The following is a 23470-nucleotide window of genomic DNA, read 5'->3' as shown; positions in this document are numbered from 1 at the left end:
GCTGCCATCGCCGGCGAGCCGGCGCCTGCAGGGGAGACGGTCTCAGGCAACAGTGATGCGCCAGATCCCGAACGGCATATGCGGCTCCAGGCGGGTCCACTGGTTTTTGCCGTACCAGGTCCAGCGATGGCCGTTCATCAAGTCTTCGCCTTGGGTCTGGGCATCGTCGGGCAGGCCCAACTCCCATAGCGGCAGCTCGAAATGCGCTTCCTGGGCGTTGAACGGGTCGAGGTTGACGGCCACCAGGATGAAGTTGCTGCCATCCTCGCTGCGTTTGCCGAAATACAGGATGTTGTCATTCCAGGCGTTGTAGAGCTTGAGGCCCAAGTGCGTGTGCAAGGCCGGGTTCTGTCGGCGAATGCGGTTGAGTTGGGCGATCTCGGCAATGATGTTGCCGGGCGCAGTGAAGTCCCGTGGACGGATCTCGTATTTCTCCGAGTCGAGGTATTCCTCTTTACCCGGCACCGGCGCCGCCTCGCACAGCTCGAAACCCGAATACATGCCCCACAGGCCCGAGCCCATGGTCGCCAGTGCGGCGCGGATGAGAAAGCCCGGCCGACCGGATTCGTGCAGGAAGCCGGGGTTGATGTCCGGCGTGTTGACGAAGAAGTTCGGCCGGTAGCATTCACGCCACGGCGACTGGTTCAGCTGCGTCAGGTACTCACCGAGTTCGGCCTTGGTGTTGCGCCAGGTGAAATAGGTGTAGCTCTGGGAATAGCCGACCTTGCCCAGGCGCGCCATCATCGCCGGCGTGGTGAACGCCTCGGCGAGAAAGATCACGTCGGGGTACTTGGATCGCACGTCGCTAATCAGCCATTGCCAGAACGGCAGCGGCTTGGTGTGAGGGTTGTCGACGCGAAAAGTCTTCACGCCCTCTTCCACCCAGCCCACCACGATGTCGCGCAATTCGGTCCACAGGCTCGGGATCGCGTCGGCGGCATAGAAGTCGACGTTGACGATGTCCTGGTATTTCTTCGGCGGGTTCTCGGCGTATTTGATCGTGCCGTCCGGGCGCCAGTTGAACCAGCCCGGGTGTTGCTTGAGCCACGGATGGTCCTGGGAGCATTGGATGGCGAAGTCCAGGGCGATTTCCAGGCCGTGATCGGCGGCAGCCTTGACCAGGCGCCGGAAGTCATCGCGGCTGCCCAATTGCGGATGGATCGCCTCATGGCCGCCCTCCTCGCTGCCGATGGCATACGGGCTGCCCGGATCCTCCGGACCGGCGGTCAGGGAATTGTTCTTGCCCTTGCGGTGGCTGCGGCCGATGGGGTGGATCGGCGGGAAATACAGCACGTCGAATCCCATGTCGTGGATCATCGACAGGCGCGAGTGCACATCGTTAAAGGTGCCGTGGCGGGCGGGATCGTCAGTGATCGAGCGCGGAAACAGCTCGTACCAGCTGGCAAATTGCGCCGCCTCGCGCTCGACATCAATCGGGTAGACCCGGCTGATGCTCAAATAGGCACGGTGGTCGGCCTGGGTCATCAAATGTGCACTGTCTTCGTGCAGGAACTGCGCAACCTGCTCGGTTTCCAGCAGGCCGGAGAGTTCGTGGTGCAGCAGCATCAGGCGGTCGCGCAACTCGTTGTCGCTGCGTTCGGCGGCCTGCAGCACCAGGCTGCGGCCTTCCTGCAACTCCAGGCTGACCGGTACCCCGGCCTCATGTTTCTTGCGCAGTTCGTAGCAGAAGCTGGCGAAGGTATCGATCCAGGCTTCAATGCAGTATTCGTGGGGGCCCTGGTCACTGACGGTAAACCCGCCCTCCCAGCCATTGTTGCCCACGTCGTTCATCACCACGCTGTGCCAGTGTTCCTGGTGCAGCGGGCGCCAGCGGATCAGCACCGCCAGCTTGTCGTGGCCGTCGGCAAAGACTGTGCTGGTGACGTCAATGCGCTGGCCAACCACCGCCTTGACGGCGAATTCGCCGCCATCGATCACGGGGGTGGTGCTTTCGATCGCGATCCTGGGCAGCAACAATGCCTGGGACAGCGGCAAGAGGGATTCTTCTGGAACCTGTGTTTCAGCAGTCATCGAGCATCTTCCCCTTACGCCCTGTGGACGCTCTTTGCTTGATCTGAATTCTGAGACGACGCCGCTCTCCCTGAGCAGGGCCGTATAAGGTCCGAGCCTGCCTCACCGGGAAAAGTTCAGGTGGATGTGCGGCCATTGAGCGGGAATCAAATCGCCCCGGCGGCTGTCCACCGATAGAGCAAAGCACAAAGGAGGCCACACCGATGAATATCCCGATCCCGGCAGAAACCCCGGACCCGAATATCGACAACCCGACGCTGCCACCCACCGAGCCGGAGCCGATTCCGGAACAAGACCCACCCCAAGACCCGCCACCCGTGGAGGAGCCGCCGACCACCATGCCACCCGTGATTGTCAGCCCTTCTCAAAGCGCTTGACGATTTTTGGCATCACGCTGAACACCAGCAAAGCCAGCAAGGTACTCAGCACCGCTGTCGATTCCCGGCCCAACCCGGCCGAGACCCCAATCGCAGCGGTCATCCACAGGCCGGCGGCGGTGGTCAGGCCCTTCACGTGCCCTTCTTCCTCATCCTTGCCCTTGATGATGGTCCCGGCGCCGAGGAACCCAATCCCGGCAATCACGCCCTGGACCACGCGGCTCATGGCATCGGCCTGATTGCCGGACATCTGCGGCACCATCACGAACAGCGCCGCGCCCAGGGCCACCAGCATGTGCGTGCGCACCCCCGCGGCCTTGCCCTTGCTCTCGCGCTCGAAGCCGAGAATCCCACCCAGGACCGCTGCGATCAGCAGGCGCACGGTGATTTGGGTGAGTTGTTTCGCATCGCCGATATCGGCAAATTCAGCTTGCAGGGTTTGCCACACTTCTTGCCACCAGGCGTCCATGGATGCCGTCCTTTTTGTCTTTATGGGTCAACGATGGACAGCGGCGACCGCCAGTCAGTTGCCTTGAACCCGCGCACATCGCTGCGCCCTAACGTTCATAGCCCATGAGAAAGGAGAACGGCATGCCCATTCGTATCGAAAACCAGCTGTGCTACTTCATGCTCGATGACAATGGCCAGGAACAGAGCGTGCCGGCGACACGGGTCAATATCGTCACCGACACCGACAAATCCATGTCCTACGTGGAATTGGCGGCCGAGCGGATCTATATCACTGAAGCCGAGGCCGATGCGCTCACGGTCGCCGGCGCCCACGACGGTCGCCAACATGTGAAGGCCGAAGAACCTGGTTCGTTGATTTAATTGATCTGTATCAGCACGCCCAGGATAGCGCTGCACCCCTGATGCAACGGGGTGCAGCACATTGTCGCAGCGGCGCTTGAAGCCCTTATCTGATCCGCTTTTTATCGCCCTAGCTGAGTCTGTTATGCACACAGCGCCACGCGCATAGTTCATCCGCCTGATGGAGGCTGATGAGCGAACGACCATGAGCGAAAGAATCCCCACCGTGGAAACCTTTGTGCCCATACACCCAAAGAAGGTGAAGGCCAAATCCAGCGACAACCTGATTCATACCCGCAGCTTCACCGGCCTGTTCCGCACCTTGCGTATCGGCGGTGCCGGCTTGCTGTTCCTGGCCTTCTTCGGCACCGTGTGGCTGAACTGGGGCGACCGCCAGGCGGTACTCTGGGACCTGGCGCAGAGCAAATTCCATATCTTTGGCGCGACCTTCTGGCCCCAGGATTTCATTTTGTTGTCGGCGCTGCTGATCATCTGCGCCTTCGGCCTGTTTGCGATTACCGTGTTCGCCGGCCGCGTGTGGTGCGGCTACACCTGTCCGCAAAGCTCGTTCACCTGGCTGTTCATGTGGTGTGAGAAAGTCACCGAAGGCGAGCGCAATCAACGTATCAAGTTGCAAGCGGCGCCGTGGAGCGTGAACAAACTGGCGCGGCGGGCGGCCAAGCACACCCTGTGGCTGGGCATCAGCGTGCTCACCGGGCTGACCTTTGTCGGCTACTTCACGCCCATCCGCCCGCTGGCCACCGAGCTGCTGACCTGGCACATGGGCGGCGTCAGCCTGTTCTGGGTGCTGTTCTTCACCGCCGCCACCTACCTCAACGCCGGTTGGCTGCGCGAAGCGGTGTGCATGCACATGTGCCCGTATGCGCGCTTCCAGAGTGTGATGTTCGACAAAGACACGCTGACCATCTCCTATGACGCCGCCCGTGGCGAAAGCCGTGGCCCGCGCAAACGTGAGGCCAGGCCGGCCGACGTCGGCCTGGGGGATTGCATCGACTGCCAGCTCTGCGTGCAGGTGTGCCCCACGGGTATCGACATCCGCGACGGCCTGCAAATGGAGTGCATCGGTTGCGCGGCCTGTGTCGACGCCTGCGACTCGATCATGGACAAGATGGGTTACGCGCGCGGCCTGGTGAGCTACACCTCCGAACATCAACTGCAAGGCGGCAAGACTCATCTGCTCAGGCCACGCCTGATCGGCTACAGTGCCGTGCTGCTGGTGATGATTGCCGCGCTGGTGGTGGCCCTGGTGGGGCGGCCGATGGTGTCGCTGGATGTGACCAAGGACCGCGGCATGTTCCGCGAAAATGCCCAGGGCCTGATCGAGAATATCTACAGCCTCAAGGTCATCAACAAGACCCAGCAACGCCAGGACTACCGCCTGGAACTGGTGGACGGCGAAGGCTTCCAGTTGCAGGGCAAGACCGAGATCAGCCTGGCGCCTGGGGAGATCAGCGATGTGCCGGTGTCCGTGGCCCTGCTGGCCGACAAACCGGCCAGCAGCTCGCAGACCTTGCGTTTCAAGGTCACGGATGTGGATGAACCCTGGATCTACAGCGCGGCCGACAGCCGTTTTGTCGCCCCGCTGAACCGCTGAGGTCTATCCGATCCAGTGGCGATTCAACTGTGGGCGCTGACTTGCCGGCGCCTGCCATGGACTTGCGTACACTTTCAAAAAGCTGATTAGGCCCCCATGAAACGCTACGAAAAATTTGCCGACGACATTGCAGAACTGATCCGCTCCGGCGTGCTCGGCCCCGGCCAGCGTGTGCCTTCGGTGCGCTACGCCAGCCAGACTTACGGCGTCAGCCCATCCACGGTGTTCCAGGCGTATTACCTGCTCGAGCGACGTGGGCTGATCCGCGCCCGGCCGCGCTCGGGTTACTTCGTCAATACCCACGCACCGAGCCCGTTTTCCGAGCCGGTGGTGAGCGAGCACGTGCACGAGTCCACTGAAGTGGATGTGAGCGAACTGGTGTTCTCGGTGCTCGACTCGATCAAGGACCCCAACACCGTGCCGTTCGGCTCGGCCTTCCCCAGCCCGATGCTGTTCCCGCTGCCGCGCCTGGCCCGCTCCCTGGCCAGCGCCAGCCGCGAGATGGACCCGCGCCTGGTGGTCACCGACATGTCGCCGGGCAACCCGCAACTGCGTCGGCAGATTGCCCTGCGCTACATGGTCGGCGGGCTGATGCTGCCCATGGAAGAACTGCTGATCACCAATGGCGCCCTCGAGGCACTCAACCTGTGCCTGCAGGCCGTGACCGAACCCGGCGACCTGGTCGCGATCGAGGCCCCGGCGTTCTACGCCTGCCTGCAAGTGCTCGAACGCCTGAAACTCAAGGCAGTCGAAATCCCCGTGCACCCGCGCGACGGCATTGACCTCAACGCGCTGGCACAAACCCTGGAGCGCTACCCGATCAAGGCCTGCTGGACCATGACCAGCTTCCAGAACCCGATGGGCGCGACGCTGCCAGAGGCCAAGAAGCAGGCGCTGGTAGAACTGCTGCGCAGCCATCAGGTGCCACTGATCGAAGACGATGTGTACGCCGAGTTGTATTACGGCCAACACGCGCCGAAACCGGCCAAGGCGTTTGATACCGAGGGCCTGGTGATGCACTGCGGCTCCTTCGCCAAGAGCCTCGCGCCCGGCTATCGCGTGGGCTGGGTGGCCGCCGGGCGCTATGCGCAGAAAGTCGAACGCCTGAAGCTGATGACCTCGCTGTGCCCATCGATGCCGGCCCAGGCGGCGATTGCCGATTATCTGCAGCACGGCGGCTACGACCGGCACCTGCGCAAATTGCGCTATGCCCTGGAGGAACAGCAAAGCGCCATGCTCGCCGCCATTGCGCGTTACTTCCCGGCCCAGACCCGCGTCAGCCAACCGGCCGGCGGCTATTTCCTGTGGCTGGAATTGCCCGAGCAAACCGACTCATTGAAGCTGTTCCAGATGGCGCTGGCGCAAGGCATCAGCATTGCGCCGGGCCCGATTTTCTCGGCTACCCAGCGCTTTCGCAATTGCATCCGCCTGAACTACGGCAGCCCGTGGACTGAAGCGTCGGAAAAAGCCATGGAGACCTTGGGGCGGATCGTCCGCTCCTTTTGATCCCGATGCCTTGTGGCGAGGGCGCTTGCTCCCTCACTTCAACATCAACGGCCGCCGCCCAGGTCCAGGAACGTACCGGTGGCATACGAGGCCTTGTCTGACAGCAACCAGATAATCGCTTCCGCGACTTCATCCGGGCGTCCGCCACGGGCCATGGGGATACCGGATTCGAGTTTGCTGACGCGGTCCGGGTCGCCGCTCAAGGCGTGGAAGTCGGTGAAGATATACCCCGGGCGTACCGCGTTGACGCGAATGCCCTCGCCCGCGACCTCTTTGGACAGGCCCAGGGTAAAGGTGTCGAGTGCGCCCTTGGAGGCCGCATAGTCAACGTACTCCCCCGGCGAACCCAGGCGCGCCGCCACCGATGACACGTTGACGATACTGCCACCCTGCCCGCCATGCCTGGGCGACATGCGCAGCACCGCGTGCTTGGCGCAGAGGATCGGGCCGAGCACGTTGGTCTTCATGATTTTCAGGATGCGGAATTCAGACATTTCATCGACCCGCGCCTTGTGCGCGACGGTGCCGGCGTTGTTGACCAACGCGGTGACACGCCCCAACTCGGCATCCACACGGTTGAACAGCGCGATCACCTCATCTTCAATGCTGACATCCGCGCGCACGGCAATCGCCTGGGCGCCCAAGGCACGCACCTGTTCGAGGACGCTGTGGGCGGCGGTTTCATCGGACTGGTAGTTGATGCAGATGCGATAGCCCTCGCGAGCTGCCAGCAGTGCCGTCTCGGCGCCAATCCCGCGGCTACCCCCGGTGATGATGACAACTTTGTCCATGCGTGCGGTCTCCTGATCCAACCTGATGGTTATGGTTGGATCCAATACTAACCGTCACGCACGGCTTTTGTCAGGCGCGACTGCCTCTTCGGCACGCTGGATGTCGAGCATGAAACTGTCGGCCGGCAGCGGATGGCCGAGCAGGTAGCCCTGCAGGGAATTACACCCCAGCCGGGTGAGGAAATTCTGCTGCACATCGGTCTCCACCCCCTCGGCGACAATCCGCAAGCCCAGGGCCTGGCCCAGGGCAACGATCGCCGAGACGATGGCGGCATCGTCGCTGTCGTGCTCCAGGTCACGCACGAAGCCGCGGTCGATCTTCAACTCGTTGGCGGGCAAGCGCTTGAGGTACATGAGGCTGGAATAGCCGGTGCCGAAATCGTCAATGGACAAATCCACGCCCATTTCCGACAACTGCTGCAACACCGTCATGCTCGCATCGGCATCGCTCATGGCGGTGGTCTCGGTGATTTCCAGGGTCAGGCTGTTGGCCGGCAACTGGTGCCGCGCGAGTGCCGTGGCGACACTTTTGACCAGCCCGGCATGGCAGAACTGCAGCGCCGAGAGGTTCACGGCGATGCGCCAGTCTTCATAGCCCTGCGCGTACCACAGACTCATCTGGCGGCAGGCCTCGTCGAGCACCCACTCACCAATCGGAATGATCAGGCCAGTCTTCTCCGCCAGCTCGATAAAGGTCGCCGGCAGCAACAGGCCCTGTTGCGGATGTTCCCAGCGCAATAACGCCTCGGCACCGACCGGGATGCCACTGACCGCATCGAACTTGGGCTGGTAGTACAGGCGAAATTGCTGCTGCTCGACGGCATTGCGCAGGTCCTGCAGCAACTGCAGCTGCTTGCGCGCATTGGTATTCATCGACACATCGAAAAAGCTGTAGCCGTTCTTGCCCATGCCCTTGGCGTGGTACATCGCGGCGTCGGCGTTCATCAGCAGTTCCTGGGGGCTGTTGCCATTGCCCGGGAACATGGCGATGCCGACGCTGGCGGAGATTTTCAGTTCATGCTCGGCCACCTGGAACGCGCGGTTGATCAGTACCACCTGGCGCTCAGCAAGGCCCAGGGCGTCATCCGGCTGGGTCAGTTGTACGAGCAACACAAACTCATCCCCGCCGATGCGCGCCAGGGTGTCCTGACTGCGCAGGTCCTCGCGCAGGCGCAGGCCGACTTCGCGCAACAGTTGGTCGCCCATATGGTGACCAAAGGCATCGTTGACCGGCTTGAAGCCGTCGAGGTCGATAAACATCAGCGCGAAGCAACCGCCCTGCTCTTTCACCGCTTGCATGGCCTGTTGAATGCGATCCGCCAGCAACGTGCGATTGGGCAAGCCGGTGAGCATGTCGTGCAGCGCCAGGTGGGTGAGTTCCTGATTGGCCAGGGTCAGCGAGTCGGCGAGTACGGCCGTGCGGGCTTCCAGGCGCGCATCGAGCAGTGAGGTCAGCAACGCGATGATCAACACCGCCAACGAGGTCACCAGCACCAGGTTATCCAGGCCCTTGCCGCTCAAGCCGCTCAACGCGGCGCCGCAGTAGCTCTCATCGGCAAATTGCGCCGCCGCCATGCCGGTGTAGTGCATGCCGACGATGGCGATCCCCATCACCACCGCCGCGCCGCCCCGGGCCAGGCGCACGTAGGGGGTGTTGCGGCGCAGATTGAACGCAATCCACAGCGCAGCACCGGAGGCCACCACCGCGATCAGCAACGAGGCGCCAAACAAGGTGGGGTCGTAGTCGATGCCGGGGGTCATGCGCATCGCGGCCATGCCGGTGTAATGCATGCTGGCGATGCCGGCCCCCATGATCAGCGCACCCAAGGCCAGCTGCCACGCGGGCAATCGTGGCTGGCTGACCAACCACAAGGCAAAACCACTGGACAACACTGCGATCAATAACGACAGCGCGGTAATGCCCAGGTCAAACCCCAGGGCAAACGGCAGGCGCAGCGCCAGCATGCCGATAAAGTGCATGGACCACACGCCCACTCCCATCGCCAACGCCCCGCCGGCCATCCACAGGTAAACGGCGCGTCCCTTGGCCGTCGCGAGACGACCGGTCAGGTCCAGGGCGGTGTAGGAAGCGAGAATCGCGACAAACAGCGAAATCACGACGAGCGAGGGGGAATAACTACCGATGAGCATGGGACTTCTCGTACACAACGGGCCCGAGAGACCCGTGCGAAATGGCAAAGCGGGCGATTGTAGCGAGATTAATTCTTGAGCACTTGATTAATTATCAGAGCGCCATTAGTGGCAATTTGACGCCAATGATCTGGCTCGCGGGCGCTGCGCAAGGCACTGCAGACGCCGCCTTTGCAAGCCGGCGCCGGCAGTGAATTGGGGGGTCAGTCCTTTTCGGCGATGGGCGTTTGCCCATCCCAACCACCGCCCAACGCGGCGATCAGTTGCACGCTGGCCACCAGGCGTGTCTGCAGCAAGGTCAGCACGGTGCGCTCGTTGCTCAGCGCGGTGGCCTGTACCGTCACCACGTCCAGGTAGGCGATCAGCCCGGCCTTGTACTGGTTCTGGGTCAGGCGCAGTGACTCGCGCGCGGCGTCGAGTGCTTCATTGCTGACCACTGCTTCGTCTTCCAGCACCTTGAGCTGCACCATGTAGTTTTCCACTTCACGGAAGCCATCGAGCACGGTCTGGCGGTACTTGGCCACGGTTTCGTCATAGGAGGCCACGCTGCGGTCGACTTCCGCCGAGCGCTGGCCGCCGTCGAACAGGGTCATGGCCAGCTTGGGGCCCACCGACCAGAAGCGGTTCGGCAGGCTGATCCAGTCGGCGTAGGTGCTGCTGGAATAACCGCCGGCCAGGCTCAGGCTCAGGTCCGGGTAGTAGGCTGCCTTGGCCACGCCGATATTCGCGTTGGCGGCGATCACCGAGCGTTCGGCCGAGGCGATATCCGGGCGACGTTCCAGCAGTTGCGACGGCAGGCTCACCGGAATCTGCGGCAGCGCCGGGATGTCCTTGCTCACCGCCAGGTTGAAGTTGGCCGGAGCCTCGCCGATCAATACGGCAATCGCGTTTTCCAGCTGGGCGCGCTGCCAGATCAGGTCGATCAGGCTGGCTTGGGTGGTCTTGAGCTGGGTCTGCGCCTGGGCGACCGCATCCTTGCCGGAGACGCCGGCACGGTATTGGTTTTCGGTCATTTGCAGGGAGCGCTGATAAGTCTCCAGGGTCGCTTGCAACAGGCGCGTCTGCTCATCCATCACGCGCAGTTGCAGATAGCTTTGCACCAGTTCCGACTGCTGGCTCAGGCGCATCGCCGCGAGGTCGGCCGAGCTGGCCTCGGCACTGGCTTCGTTGGCTTCCAGGCCACGGCGCAACTTGCCCCAGATATCCGCCTCCCAACTCACGCCCAACTGCGCATTGAGGGTGTCGCGGATGCCACTGCTGGAACTGCTGAGGCTCGCGTTACTGCTGCCAGTGCCCTGGCTCGCGCGGGTTTTGCCGGCGCTCAGGTCGACAGTGGGGTAAAACGCCCCGCGCGAACTGCGCACCAGGGCCTGGGCCTGGCGAAAGCGCGCCTCGGCCTGGGCCACGGTCTGGTTCGAGTTGTTCAGGCGCAACACCAGGTCATTGAGTTGACGATCGCCGTACAACTCCCACCAGGCGCCACGGGCCAGGGAATCACTCGGCGTGGCCTGGCGCCAACCCTGGGCTTCCTTGAACTGTGCAGGCTCGACCACTTCCGGGCGCTTGTAATCCGGGCCGACGGCGCAGGCGCTGAGCAGCAGCGCAAGCCCCATCGTAGGCGCGAGTTTGCTCGCGAAGGTCGCCAACGATAACGCGCCCAGCCGGGGCACACGCGGTGTCCGAGGGGGTTTCGCCGGCAAGCCGGCGCTTGCGGAGCAAGGCGCGTTGTCGAGGTCCGCCACGGCAACCGGATGCGGTGCGTTGGCGTGAATTGAGTCAGTCATAGCGCAGTGTCCAGGGCAGCATCGGTGCGCACGCCGCGCCAGGCATTGAAACGGTGGCGCGCGCGGTCGAGATAGAGGTAGACCACCGGGGTGGTGTAGAGGGTCAGGACTTGGCTGAACACCAGGCCGCCAATAATGGTCAGGCCCAGCGGGTGGCGCATTTCCGCGCCATCGCCGGTGCCAAGCAGCAACGGCAAGGCCCCGAGGATGGCCGCCAACGTGGTCATCAGGATCGGGCGCAAACGCAGCAGGCAGGCACTGCGAATCGACTCCAGCGGCCCCATGCCGTCGTTGCGTTCCAGTTGCAGGGCGAGGTCGATCATCAGGATCGCGTTCTTCTTCACCACACCGATCAGCAGGAACAGCCCCAGCAAGGAGATCAGGCTGAACTCGCCCCCGGTCAGGTAGATGGCGAGCATGGCGCCAACCCCGGCCGACGGCAGCGTCGAGAGGATCGTCAGCGGGTGGATGTAGCTTTCATACAGGATGCCCAACACCAGGTACACCGCCACCAGCGCGCCGAGGATCATGAACGGCTGGCCTTTCTGCGTGGCCGCGAAGGCATCGGCAGTACCGGCCATCTTGGCGATCACGTCTTCCGGCAGGCCGACCTTGGCAATCGCCCGCTCGATGGCGGCCGTGCCCTGCTCCACCGTGACGCCGGGCGACATGTCGAAGGCAATGGTTTCCGAGGCGAACTGGCCTTCGTGGCTGACGCGGTCGTCCGCCAGGCTGTTTTCATAATGGGCAATGGTCGACAACGGCACCCGTGCGCCCGTGGAGGTAATCACCTGCATCTGGTTGAGGGTGATCGGGTCCTGGGCGTATTTGGGGTTGACCTCCATCACCACCTGGTACTGGTTGAGGCTGTCATAGATGGTCGAGATCTGCCGCTGGCTGTAGGCGTTGTTGAGCACCGCCGTGACCATGTTCATATCGATGCCCAGGCGCTTGGCCTGGTCGCGGTCGACAATCAGCGTGACCTGGGCCGCGCCGCGCCCTTCGCGGGCGTCGATGGCGGTCAGCTCCGGCAGCTCGCGCAAGGCGGCGACCACTTTCGGGTACCACAGGCGCAATGCGGCCAGGTCACCACTTTGCAGGATGTAGGAGTACTGCGCGCTGGTCTGGTCGCGGCTGCCGCCAAATTGCAGGTCCTGGTCGGCCATCAGGAACAGGCGCCCGCCCGGCACCAGCGGTACATCCTTGCGCAGGCGCTCGATCACCGCCTGGGCGGAAATCTTGCGCTCGCTGATCGGCTTGAGCCGCACCAGCATCACCGCGTTGTTGGTGCCGTTGTTGCCGCCGATAAAGCCGGCCACGCTGAGCACTGCCGGGTCCTTGAGCACGGCCTTGCGGAAGGTTTCCATCTTCGGCTGCATCACGCTGAACGACAGCCCGTCATCACCGCGCACAAAACCGATCAACTGGCCGGTGTCCTGCTGCGGCATAAAGGTTTTCGGCACCACCACGTACAGCGCCACGTTCACGCCGATGGTCAGCAACAGGCTGAGCAGGGTCAGGCGGCGGTGGCGCAGCACCCAGTCGAGGCTGGTGGCGTAGCCGGCGACCATGCGGTCGTTGATCTTCTGGCTCCAGCGCTGCAGGCCGGTCATCTGCCCTTTCACATGCGGCTTGAGCCAGCGCGCGCAGAGCATCGGCGTCAGGGTCAGCGAAACAATCAGCGACACAATGATCGCCGCCGACAGCGTGATGGAAAATTCGCGAAACAGGTTGGTGACAATGCCGCCCATGAACAGGATGGACAGGAACACCGCCACCAGCGACACGTTCATCGACAGCAAGGTGAAGCCCACTTCCTGGGCGCCCAGGTACGCCGCCTTCATCGGCGGCACGCCGTCGTCGATATGCCGGGAAATGTTCTCCAGCACCACGATGGCATCGTCGACCACCAGGCCGGTGGCGAGGATCAGCGCCATCAACGAGAAGTTGTTCAACGAGAATCCGTACAGGTACATGATCGCGAACGTGCCCACCAGCGACACCGGCACCGCCAGGGTCGGGATCAGCGACGCACGGAAGTTGCCGAGGAACAGGTAGACCACCAGGATCACCAGCCCCACCGCAATCAGCAAGGTCATCTCGGCTTCATGCAAAGTGGCGGTGATCACCGGCGAGCGGTCCATGGCCAGGCTGAGCTTGACGCTGGACGGCAGCACCGCCTGCAACGCCGGCAGTTGCGCCTTGATCTGCCTGACGGTCTCGATGATGTTGGCGCCGGACTGGCGGTTGATCACCAGCAGCACCGCCGAGTCATTGTTGAAGAAACCACTGTTGTAGCGGTCTTCGACGCCGTCGCTGATCTTCGCCACGTCACCCAGGCGCAGGGCCGCGCCGTTCTGGTAGCGAATCAGCAGCGGCTCATAGTCCTTGGCTTTTTCCAGCTGGTCGTTGGCCTGGATCTGCCAGTTGCGCTCGCTGTCTTCCAGGGAGCCCTTGGGCCGCCGCTGGTTGGCGTTGGCGATGGTGTTGCGCACGTCGTCCAGAGCCACGCCGTATTGGTCGAGGGCCTTGGGTTCCAGCTCGATGCGCACCGCCGGCAGGGAACTGCCGCCGATCTGCACTTCGCCCACGCCCGGCACCTGGGACAGACTTTGCGAAAGGATGGTGGACGCCAGGTCGTACAACTGGCCCTTCTGCAACACGTCCGAGGTCAGCGACAGCACCATGATCGGTGCCTGGGACGGGTTGATCTTCTTGTAGGTGGGCATGCTGCGCATGCCGCTGGGCAGCAGGTTGCGCGAAGCATTGATTGCCGCCTGCACTTCTCGCGCCGCGCCGTTGATGTCGCGGTCGGAGTCAAATGCCAGGATCACCCGCGTGGAGCCCTGGCTCGACGAGCTGCTCATGGTGGTGATGCCGGCAATCGCGCCGAAGGAGCGCTCCAGCGGCGTGGCCACGGTGGACGCCATCACCTCGGGGCTGGCCCCCGGCAGGCTAGCCGACACCACGATCACCGGGAAGTCGATCTGCGGCAACGGCGACACCGGCAGCAGGTTGAAGCTCACGCCCCCCAGCAACATGATCGCCAGGCTCAGCAGCATCGTGGCTACCGGCCGGCGAATGAACGGTCCGGACAAATTCATGACTCAACCGGCTCCAGGCTTTGCGGCTCTTTGCGCCAGCGTCGGCCCAGGCGATCGAAGTACAGGTAGATCACCGGCGTGGTGAACAGCGTCAATACCTGGCTCACCAGCAAACCGCCGACCATCACCAGGCCCAGGGGCTGACGCAGTTCGGCACCGGAACCGGTGGCCAGCATCAGCGGCACCGCACCAAACAGTGCGGCCAGGGTGGTCATCAGGATCGGCCGGAAACGCAACAGCGCCGCCTGGTAGATCGCGGTCTGCGGGTCGAGGCCCTGGTTGCGTTCGGCGTCGAGGGCGAAGTCGATCATCATGATCGCGTTCTTCTTCACGATACCGATCAGCAAAATGATGCCGATGATCGCGATCATGCCCAGGTCATTGCCGCTGAGCAGCAACGCCAGCAAGGCTCCCACCGCCGCCGACGGCAACGTGGACAGGATGGTGATCGGGTGAATGTAACTCTCGTAGAGTACGCCGAGCACGATGTACATGGTGACCACCGCCGCCAGGATCAGCAGCAAGGTGCTCGACAACGACGCCTCGAACGCCTGCGCCGCGCCCTGGAACTGGGTCTGCACGCCCACCGGCATGCCGATGTCCTTCTGCGCCTGGTTGATCAGCTCCACGCCTTTGCCCAGCGCGACGCCGGGGGCCAGGTTGAACGACATCATCACCGCCGGGAACTGACCGATATGCGCAATCGCCAACTGCGCCTGGCGTTGCTCCACATGGGCCAGGCTGGACAGGCGCACCTGGCCGCCATCGGTGGTTTTCACGTGGATCTGGTTCAGCGCCGCAGGGCCGAGGGTTTCCCCGGACTGCGCCTGCAGCACCACGCGGTACTGGCTGGCCTGGGTATAGATGGTCGAAATCTGCCGCTGGCCGAAGGCGTCATACAGCGCGTCGGTAATGGTCGACACACTGACACCCAGGCGCGAGGCCGCATCACGGTCGATTACCAGGTACACCTGCAGGCCTTTGTCCTGCAGGTCGCTGGCCACGTCGGTGAGTTCCGGCATCTGGCTCAGGGCGTGCACCAGCTTGTCGCTCCACAGCGCCAGCAGGTCGGCGTCCGGCGAGGACATGCTGAACTGGTACTGCGTGCGGCTGACGCGGTCTTCGATGGTCAGGTCCTGCACCGGCTGCATGAACAGGCGGATGCCGACCATCTTGTCGATTTCCGGTTGCAGGCGGGTGATCACCTGGGCCGCGCTCAAGTCGCGCTGGCCATGGGGCTTGAGGTTGATCAGCAAGCGACCGCTGTTCAGCGTGGCGTTATCGCCATCCACGCCGATATACGACGACAGGCTTTCCACCGCCGGGTCGGCGAGGATGATCTTCGCCAGCTCCTGCTGGCGCTGGCTCATGGCCGCAAACGAAATCGACTGCGGGGCTTCGGAAATCCCCTGGATCACGCCGGTGTCCTGCACCGGGAAGAAGCCCTTGGGCACCACCAGATAGAGAACCACGGTAAGGCCCAGCGTGGCGATGGCCACCAGCAGGGTCAGCGGCTGGTGCTTGAGCACCCACTGCAACTTGCGCCCGTAGGCTTCGATCAGCCAGTCGATCCAGGCGCCGCTGGCCTTGTAGAAACGGCCCTGCTCCTCTTCCTTGGGTTCACGCTTGAGCAGGCGTGCGCACATCATTGGCGTGAGGGTCAGCGACACCACCAGGGAAATCAGGATCGCCACGGCCAGGGTGATGGCAAATTCGCGGAACAGCCGCCCCACCACATCAGCCATGAACAGCAGCGGGATCAATACCGCGATCAGCGAAAGGGTCAGGGAAATCAGGGTGAAGCCGATCTGCTTGGCGCCCTTGAGCGCAGCATTCAAGGGTGTCTCGCCCTCCTCGATATAGCGCGAGATGTTCTCCAGCATCACGATCGCATCGTCCACCACAAAGCCGGTGGCGATGGTCAGGGCCATCAGCGTCAGGTTGTTGATGGAGAAACCGGCCAGGTACATCACGCCAAAGGTACCCACCAGCGACAGCGGCACGGCGATGGACGGGATGATCGTGGCGCTGACGCGGCGCAGGAACAGGAACGTCACCATCACCACCAGGGCAATGGCGATGAGCAATTCGTGTTGCACATCGGTGACCGAGGCGCGGATGGTCTGGGTGCGGTCGGTCAGCACCGTCACATCGAGGCCGGCCGGCAGGTTGTCGGTGATGCTCGGCAGCAGCGCCTTGATACGGTCGACCACCTCGATCACGTTGGCACCCGGCTGGCGCTGGATATTCAGCAGCACGGCCTGGTTTTCATTGGCCCAGGCGGCGAGGCGCTCGTTTTCCGCACCGTCGACAATTTCAGCCACGTCTTTAAGGCGCAGCGGCGCGCCATTGTTGTAGGCCAGGATCAGTTCGGCATATTGCTGCGGCGAGACCAACTGGTCGTTGGCATCCAGCATCGACACTCGCGTGGGGCCGTCGAAGTTGCCCTTGGGCTGGTTGACGTTGGAGGCGGCGATCAGGGTGCGCACGTCCGACAGGTTCAAGCCGTTGGCCGCCAGGGCCTCGGGGTTGACCTTGATGCGCACGGCCTGGCGCTGGCCGCCGGCGATGCTGACCATGCCGACGCCGCTGATCTGCGCGATTTTCTGCGCCATGCGCGTGTCGACCAGGTCGTTGAGCTTGGGCAGCAGCATGGTCTTGGAGGTGATCGCGAGCGTCAGCACCGGGGTATCCGCCGGGTTGACCTTGTTGTACACCGGCGGCGCCGGCAAATCCTTGGGCAGCAGGTTGGTGGCGGCGTTGATCGCGGCCTGCACCTGTTGCTCGGCGACATCCATATTGATGTCGAGGTTGAAGCGCAGGGTCAGCACCGACGCGCCGCCGGAGCTGGTGGACGCCATCTGGGTGAGACCGGGCATTTGCCCGAACTGGCGCTCCAGCGGCGCGGTCACCGCACTGGTCATCACATCGGGGCTGGCGCCGGGGTACAGGGTCATCACCCGGATGGTCGGGTAGTCCACCTGGGGCAACGCCGATACCGGCAGCAGGCGATACGCGATGATGCCGGCCAACACAATCGCCAGCATGCTCAGCGTGGTGGCGACCGGGCGGAGGATAAACAGCCGCGACAGGTTCATGAACCGACCTTTTGCGCCTTGCCGGCGGAGGCGCCGGTCTCCCCTTTAGCTGCCGGCTGGCCCTGCAGGTGTTCGGTGGGGGTGGTCGGTACTTCGCTGCTGTCGTTGACCACTTCGATTTCGCTGCCGTCCTTGAGGCGGTCGGTGCCTTCGAGCACCACACGGTCGCCGGCCTTCAGGCCTTCCTTGATCACCGTGTTGTCGCCGTCGGTATCGCCGACCACCAGGGGCTGGACCTTGACCTTCTTGTCACCGTCGAGCACGTAGACAAAGGTGCCGGTGTTGCCGAACTGGATCGCCGCCGACGGCGCCAGCACTACATTGTGCAGGGTGTCGGCCAGCAGGTGCACATTGACGAACTGATTCGGGAACAGTGCCTGGTCCTTGTTATCGAACCGCGCCTTGAATTTCAGGGTGCCGGTGGTGACATCGATCTGGTTGTCCAGGCTTTGCAGCACGCCGGTGGCCTGCTGCTTCACGTCGCCACGGTCCCAGGCTTCGACGGGCAGCTTGTTACCGGCGTGGTAGCGGGCGAGCACGGTTTCCAGGGTGTTTTCCGGCAGGGTGAACGCCACGCTGATCGGCTGGGTCTGGGTGATGACCGCGAGGAACGTGGTGTCGTTGGCCGCGACCAGGTTACCGACGTCGACCTGGCGCAAGCCGACGCGGCCGCTGATTGGCGCGCGGATCTTGGTGAATTCGAGGTTGAGCTTGGCGTCGTCCACCGCGCCCTGGTTGGTCTTGACCGTGCCCTGGTATTGCAGGACCAGCGCTTCGGCGGTGTCCAGGGTTTGCTTGGCGATACTGTCCTGGGCGTAGAGGCCGCGATAACGCTCGACGTCGACCTGGGCGTTTTTCAGCTGGGCCTGGTTCTGCATCAGCGTGCCCTGGGCCTGGAGCAAGGCGTTCTGGTAGCTGCGCGGGTCGATCTCGGCCAGCAGGTCGCCCGCCTTGACCATCTGCCCTTCTTCAAAGGCGATCTTCACCAGCTCGCCGCCCACCCGGCTGCGCACATTGATGGTATTGAGCGCCGTCACCGTGCCCAAGGCCTTGTAGTACACCGGGAACTCCCCCAGCACCGCAGGCGCCACACGCACCGGGATCGGGCCGGTAGACCCGCCGAAGCCCGGGCGCATCATCCCCGACTTGCCGGCATGCCCAGCCGGTTTTTTCGCGTCGGCTTCCTTGTGGCTGCCGGGCCAGAATTTCCAGCACAGGCCGGCGATGACCAGCAGCACGAGCAGGCCGAACAGCCAGCGGCGGGAGTTGCGGGGGGAGGATTGCATGGAGTGATCAACCATTGGGCGCGAGAGCTTCTTCTTTGGGAGGCTGAAAGATAAGCACTGGAGCGCTTTAAGAAAAGCGCCTTTACCGGCTATTTACCTTGGGCTTACAACTTTTAACTTCTGACCTTAGTCCATTGCCTATTTCGCTAAGCGCCTGAACGACAAATAAAAACGGCCTGGACTAGGCCAGGCCGCAATCATGTAGCACGCGTGTTACTGCAAAACGACAGTAATGCGCCGAAACAGTTACTTCAAAACAGCCAGGGCGGCTTCGTAGTTGGGTTCCTGGCCAATTTCGCTGACCAGTTCGCTGTGCAGCACCTTGTCGTGTTCATCCAGCACCACCACGGCACGGGCGGTCAGGCCACGCAGTGCGCCTTCGGCGATGGAGACGCCGAAATCAACGGCGAAGCCCGGGTCGCGGAAGTCCGACAGGTTTTTCACGTTTTCCAGGCCTTCAGCGCCGCAGAAGCGCGCCTGGGCAAACGGCAGGTCGCTGGAGATGCACAGGACTACGGCGTTGTTCAGGTCATTGGCCTGGGCGTTGAACTTGCGAACCGAGGTCGCGCAGGTCGGGGTGTCGACGCTTGGGAAGATATTCAGCACTTTGCGCTTGCCGGCGAAGGTCGCCAGGGTTGCGTCCGACAGGTCGCCGGCGGTGAGGATGAAATCCGGAGCCTGGGAACCGACTTGCGGCAGCTCGCCTTCAACCTTGATTGGGTTGCCACGGTGGGTGACTTGAGCCATGAACAGAATCCTTATGCTGGGTTTTGGTTAAACGAATTCGAGAGGCCGAAGTTAACCACAAAGTACCGTGGCTACCTACCACCAGACGCAAATTGTCATGCCACCGGGTTGTGGTTTAATTGCGCGCTTTTGCCCTGCCCTTAAAGGAAGCCGTTGTTGATGAATCAGCCTGCCACCAAAGTCCTGGTCATTGGTTATGTCTGGCCGGAGCCGCGTTCTTCGGCGGCGGGCGGGCACATGATGCAGATCCTTGAGAGTTTTCTTACACAAGGTTGGGACATTACCTTCAGCAGTCCGGCGACCATCGGCGAACACAAGGCGGACCTGCCCGCCCTCGGCATCCGCGAATGCGCGATTGAACTGAATAACAGCAGTTTCGACGATTTTATCCGCGAACTGGCCCCGGACATCGTGCTGTTCGACCGTTTCATGATGGAAGAGCAGTTCGGCTGGCGCGTGGAGAAATGCTGCCCCGACGCCCTGCGCGTGCTCGAGACCTCCGACCTGCAAAGCCTGCGGGACGCGCGCCAGCAGCGCTTCAAGGAGCACCTCAAGGCCCATCCCGACACTGACGACTTCAGCGCCCTGTTCACCCCCGCGCTGCGGGAGGAATTCGAGTTGATGGCCGACACCGACCTGGCCAAGCGCGAAATCGCCGCGATTTATCGTTGTGACATCAGCCTGATGATCTCCGACGTCGAAATCCGCCTGCTCACCGAGCAGTTCAAGGTGCCCGCCGCCCTGCTCCACTGGTGCCCGCTGATGCTGCAGCCGCCGACCGCGGCGTTTGTGCCGTTTGAAGACCGCGCGCACTTCCTCAGCATCGGCAACTTCCGCCACGCGCCCAACTGGGATGCGGTGCTGTGGATGAAGAACAGCCTGTGGCCGCTGATCCGCCAGCAATTGCCCGGCGCCCAGTTGCATATCTACGGCGCCTACACCCCGCCCAAGGCCACCGCCCTGCACAACCCGGCGCAAGGCTTCCACGTGATGAACTGGGCCGAAGACGCGCTGCAAGTGATGACCGCTGCACGCATCTGCCTCGCGCCGCTGCGCTTTGGTGCCGGTATCAAGGGCAAGCTGGCCGATGCCATGCTGTGTGGCACGCCGAATATCACCACGCCGATCGGCGCCGAAGCCATGGGCGACGAGCAGCCCTGGCCCGGCGTAATCGCCGAGGACGCGCAGGCATTCGCCGCTGCGGCGGTCAGCCTGTACCAGGACCGCGAACGCTGGACCCAGGCGCAGGAACGCGGCCGCCAGTTACTGGCCAGCCGCTATGACCAGGATCTGCACGGCCCGGCGCTGGTGGCCTGCCTGGAACACTGCCGCAGCCACCTTGCCGCCCATCGCCGGGATAACTTCACCGGCAGCATGCTGCGCCATCACGCGCATAAAAGTACGCAGTACATGTCCCAGTGGATCGAGGCCAAAAACCGCCTCGCCTGAACACCGGTGCTGGCGAGGTCGCGCGCGAGGGGGCATTATCCCAGGCAGCAACCACAATAAAGCGACGGCAGCATGACCCGAGCAGCGCGAATCACCGACCCTTCCTACGAGCTGATGGACGATCACAACGGTCTGTCCATCATCTATCGCCAACACGGCTTCCCCTGCCCGCTGGTGCGCTGGCATTTCCACAAGGAATACGAGCTGCACCTGATCGTCGCCAGTTCGGGCAAAGTGTTTATCGGCGACTACATCGGCAATTTCTACCCCGAAAGCCTGTTTCTCACCGGCCCCAACCTGCCGCACAACTGGATCAGCCAGGTCGAGGAAGACGAGGTGGTGCCCAAGCGCGACATGCTGGTGAACTTCACCGATGAGCTGTTCGAGCACGGCAGCCATATTTTCGCCGAACTCAAGACGCTCACGCCGCTGCTGGAACGGGCGCAATACGGCATCGAATTTCGCTGCAAAAAGACCATCGCCCAGGCCATGACCCTGATGCAGCGCATCGAGGATGCCCAGGGCATGGCGCGCCTGGGGCACTTTTTCATTCTGTTGGAGGTGCTCAGCGCGTGTGAGGACTACCAGTTGCTGTCGGGGGTAAATACCGCGCACCTGGCAGACGAACACAGCGTGGACCGCACCAACCGCGCGGTGGACTACATCTTCGCCCACTACGCACGCGAGTTGCCGCTGGAGGAAGTCGCGGAATACCTGGGGATGAAGCCGACGTATTTTTCCCGGGTGTTCAAGCAGGCCACCGGCCGCACGTTTATCGAGTTTGTGAACCGGTTGCGCATCAGCAAGTCCTGCGAACTGCTGGCCGATGGCGACAAGGCGGTGACGGACGTGTGCTTTGAGTCGGGATTCAACAACATCTCCAACTTCAATCGGCGTTTCCAGCAATTGAAAGGCATGACCCCTTCCCACTATCGGCGCCTGGCGGTGCAGCGGCTCACCGAGCAGAACCTGGCCTGAACCGAACGCTGTACGGTCCCGTAGCAGCCGGCTTGCCGGCGAACGTCCCACAAACGCCGCGTTGATCCAGGTTTGCGCGTATTCGTCTACGAGCATCGCCAGCCTGCCGGGGGACACACTCGGCGAATCGTTTCAGCTGCTTTCAACGCGAGTGCAAAAAAGTATCAGTGCAAGTGCGCCCAAGGATTTGTCATAACCCCATTTGAAGGCTGTAATCAACGCACACTCTTCCTGGCCGTTCGCGGGAAGACACAACAACAATAACTGTCCTTCTGCAGCCCCTGGGCGCAGAAATGGAGTGCGCGATGAAGTTCACAGCAAAAACTCTGCTTGCCTGTTCTTGCATGACTGTATGCATGACCCTCAGCGCCGTCAGCTTTGGCGCGCAAACCCTGACCATTGCCACCGTCAACAACAGCGACATGATCCGCATGCAAAAGCTCTCGAAAACCTTCGAGACCGAGCATCCGGATATCAAGCTGAACTGGGTGGTGCTTGAAGAAAACGTGCTGCGCCAACGCCTGACCACTGACATCGCCACCCAAGGCGGGCAGTTCGACGTGTTGACCATCGGCATGTACGAAGCCGCACTCTGGGGCGCCAAGGGCTGGCTGGAACCGATGAAGGATCTGCCGGCTTCCTACGACCTCGATGATGTATTCCCTTCGGTGCGTGACGGTTTGTCCGTCAAGGGTTCGCTGTATGCCCTGCCGTTCTACGCCGAAAGCTCGATCACCTATTACCGCACCGACCTGTTCAAGGACGCCGGGCTGAGCATGCCCGAGCACCCGACCTGGACCCAGATCGGCGAATTCGCGGCCAAACTCACCGACAAGAGCAAAGAGCAATACGGCCTGTGCCTGCGCGGCAAGGCCGGTTGGGGCGAAAACATGGCGCTGATCACCACCCTGGCCAACGGCTACGGGGCGCGCTGGTTCGATGAGAAGTGGCAGCCGGAATTCACCGGCCCCGAATGGAAAGACGCGCTGAACTTCTACGTCGACAACATGAAGAAATCCGGCCCGCCGGGTGCCTCCAGCAACGGCTTCAACGAAAACCTGGCGCTGTTCAACAGCGGCAAGTGCGCAATCTGGATCGACGCCAGCGTGGCCGGCTCGTTTGTCACCGACAAGACCCAAAGCAAAGTGGCTGACCATGTCGGCTTCACCTTTGCCCCGCACGAGAAGACCGACAAGGGCACCTCGTGGCTCTACTCCTGGTCACTGGCGATCCCGACCAGTTCCAAGGCCAAGGACGCCGCCAAGGTGTTCACCAGTTGGGCGACTTCCAAGGAATACAGCCAGTTGGTGGCCAAGACCGACGGCATCGCCAACGTACCGCCGGGTACGCGCAAATCGACCTACAGCGACGAGTACATGAAGGCCGCGCCGTTTGCCAAGGTGACCCTCGAATCGCTGAAAGTCGCCGACCCGACCAAACCGACCCTCAAGCCCGTGCCGTATATCGGGATCCAGTTGGTGACCATTCCTGAATTCCAGGCGATTGGTACCCAGGTCGGCAAGTTCTTCTCGGGTGCGCTGACCGGTCAGCAGACGGTGGATGCTGCATTGACCGCCGCGCAGACCACCACCGAGCGTGAAATGAAGCGGGCGGGTTATCCCAAATAAAGCCGGCACACCGCCGTAACTGCTTTATGTGGGAACTGGCTTGCCGGCGATGCAGGCAAGCCAGTTCCCACCCTGACCGCGCTCCGATTCTCGTTCTGCATGTACCTGACTGGTC

General features: G+C 62.5%; 16 protein-coding genes. 7 read left to right on the top strand and 9 right to left on the bottom strand.

What is annotated here, in order from left to right:
• Positions 1-42 precede the first annotated feature (42 nt).
• The gene (locus tag AC07SI_RS17295) at positions 43-2031 is read right to left on the bottom strand and encodes an alpha-1,4-glucan--maltose-1-phosphate maltosyltransferase (protein ID WP_495006158.1); all 1989 of its coding nucleotides are present in this window, start codon (positions 2029-2031) and stop codon (positions 43-45) included.
• Positions 2032-2234: 203 nt separating this feature from the next.
• On the opposite strand from AC07SI_RS17295, the gene AC07SI_RS17290 reads away from it, so the two are divergent.
• A complete protein-coding gene (locus AC07SI_RS17290; protein ID WP_162946078.1) occupies positions 2235-2408 on the top strand; it encodes a hypothetical protein in 174 nt (57 codons plus the stop codon).
• Here AC07SI_RS17290 and AC07SI_RS17285 read toward each other — a convergent pair.
• Entirely contained in the window at positions 2386-2877 is a 492-nt protein-coding gene (locus tag AC07SI_RS17285; protein ID WP_065906642.1) for an MgtC/SapB family protein, read from the bottom strand. The two genes, AC07SI_RS17290 and AC07SI_RS17285, sit on opposite strands and share 23 nt — an antisense overlap.
• Positions 2878-2999: 122 nt before the next feature.
• On the opposite strand from AC07SI_RS17285, the gene AC07SI_RS17280 reads away from it, so the two are divergent.
• The 3 genes from AC07SI_RS17280 to mapR all read left to right on the top strand — a co-directional run bounded on the left by AC07SI_RS17280 (position 3000) and on the right by mapR (position 6339).
• A complete protein-coding gene (locus AC07SI_RS17280; RefSeq protein ID WP_058425476.1) occupies positions 3000-3239 on the top strand; it encodes a DUF3203 family protein in 240 nt (79 codons plus the stop codon).
• A 184-nt stretch (positions 3240-3423) separates the two neighbouring features.
• Positions 3424-4833 (top strand): cytochrome c oxidase accessory protein CcoG, encoded by a 1410-nt coding sequence (gene ccoG, locus AC07SI_RS17275; RefSeq protein ID WP_495006157.1) that lies wholly within the window; start codon positions 3424-3426, stop codon positions 4831-4833.
• A gap of 96 nt (positions 4834-4929) precedes the next feature.
• Positions 4930-6339, top strand: coding sequence for a GntR family transcriptional regulator MpaR (gene mapR, locus AC07SI_RS17270; protein WP_065906638.1), 1410 nt, complete (start codon positions 4930-4932; stop codon positions 6337-6339).
• 44 nt (positions 6340-6383) lie between these two features.
• Here the strand turns inward: mapR and AC07SI_RS17265 are convergent, their stop codons facing one another.
• The 7 genes from AC07SI_RS17265 to tpx form a co-directional block, all read right to left on the bottom strand.
• On the bottom strand, positions 6384-7130 hold the full coding sequence (locus AC07SI_RS17265; RefSeq protein WP_065906637.1) for an SDR family oxidoreductase: 747 nt from the start codon (positions 7128-7130) through the stop codon (positions 6384-6386).
• A 54-nt stretch (positions 7131-7184) separates the two neighbouring features.
• The gene (locus AC07SI_RS17260; RefSeq protein ID WP_065906635.1) at positions 7185-9281 is read right to left on the bottom strand and encodes a putative bifunctional diguanylate cyclase/phosphodiesterase; all 2097 of its coding nucleotides are present in this window, start codon (positions 9279-9281) and stop codon (positions 7185-7187) included.
• A gap of 203 nt (positions 9282-9484) precedes the next feature.
• A complete protein-coding gene (locus AC07SI_RS17255; protein ID WP_226939992.1) occupies positions 9485-10894 on the bottom strand; it encodes an efflux transporter outer membrane subunit in 1410 nt (469 codons plus the stop codon).
• A 167-nt stretch (positions 10895-11061) separates the two neighbouring features.
• A complete protein-coding gene (locus tag AC07SI_RS17250; protein WP_495006156.1) occupies positions 11062-14169 on the bottom strand; it encodes an efflux RND transporter permease subunit in 3108 nt (1035 codons plus the stop codon).
• Positions 14166-17267 carry an MdtB/MuxB family multidrug efflux RND transporter permease subunit gene (locus AC07SI_RS17245; RefSeq protein WP_065906631.1) on the bottom strand — a complete coding sequence of 1034 codons (3102 nt, stop codon included), beginning with the start codon at positions 17265-17267 and terminating at the stop codon, positions 14166-14168. The genes AC07SI_RS17250 and AC07SI_RS17245 overlap by 4 nt, the downstream gene beginning before the upstream one ends.
• Positions 17264-18568: an MdtA/MuxA family multidrug efflux RND transporter periplasmic adaptor subunit gene (locus AC07SI_RS17240; protein WP_495006155.1), complete on the bottom strand. Its 1305-nt coding sequence runs from the start codon at positions 18566-18568 to the stop codon at positions 17264-17266. The genes AC07SI_RS17245 and AC07SI_RS17240 overlap by 4 nt, the downstream gene beginning before the upstream one ends.
• A gap of 231 nt (positions 18569-18799) precedes the next feature.
• The gene (gene tpx / locus AC07SI_RS17235; RefSeq protein WP_120448412.1) at positions 18800-19300 is read right to left on the bottom strand and encodes a thiol peroxidase; all 501 of its coding nucleotides are present in this window, start codon (positions 19298-19300) and stop codon (positions 18800-18802) included.
• Positions 19301-19459: 159 nt separating this feature from the next.
• Between tpx and AC07SI_RS17230 the strand changes: the two genes are divergently transcribed.
• From AC07SI_RS17230 to AC07SI_RS17220, 3 genes are all read left to right on the top strand, one after another.
• Positions 19460-20749, top strand: a complete 1290-nt coding sequence (locus AC07SI_RS17230; protein WP_495006154.1) for a glycosyltransferase — start codon at positions 19460-19462, stop codon at positions 20747-20749.
• Positions 20750-20821: 72 nt separating this feature from the next.
• Positions 20822-21727 carry an AraC family transcriptional regulator gene (locus AC07SI_RS17225; RefSeq protein WP_065906623.1) on the top strand — a complete coding sequence of 302 codons (906 nt, stop codon included), beginning with the start codon at positions 20822-20824 and terminating at the stop codon, positions 21725-21727.
• 344 nt (positions 21728-22071) lie between these two features.
• Entirely contained in the window at positions 22072-23355 is a 1284-nt protein-coding gene (locus AC07SI_RS17220) for an ABC transporter substrate-binding protein (RefSeq protein ID WP_495006153.1), read from the top strand.
• The last annotated feature ends 115 nt before the right edge of the window (positions 23356-23470 follow it).

The organism is Pseudomonas sp. GW821-FHT05D12 (genome assembly GCF_059419825.1).
The sequence above is the reverse complement of the archived record's forward strand: the minus strand, read 5'-3'. Positions and strand labels throughout refer to the sequence as shown.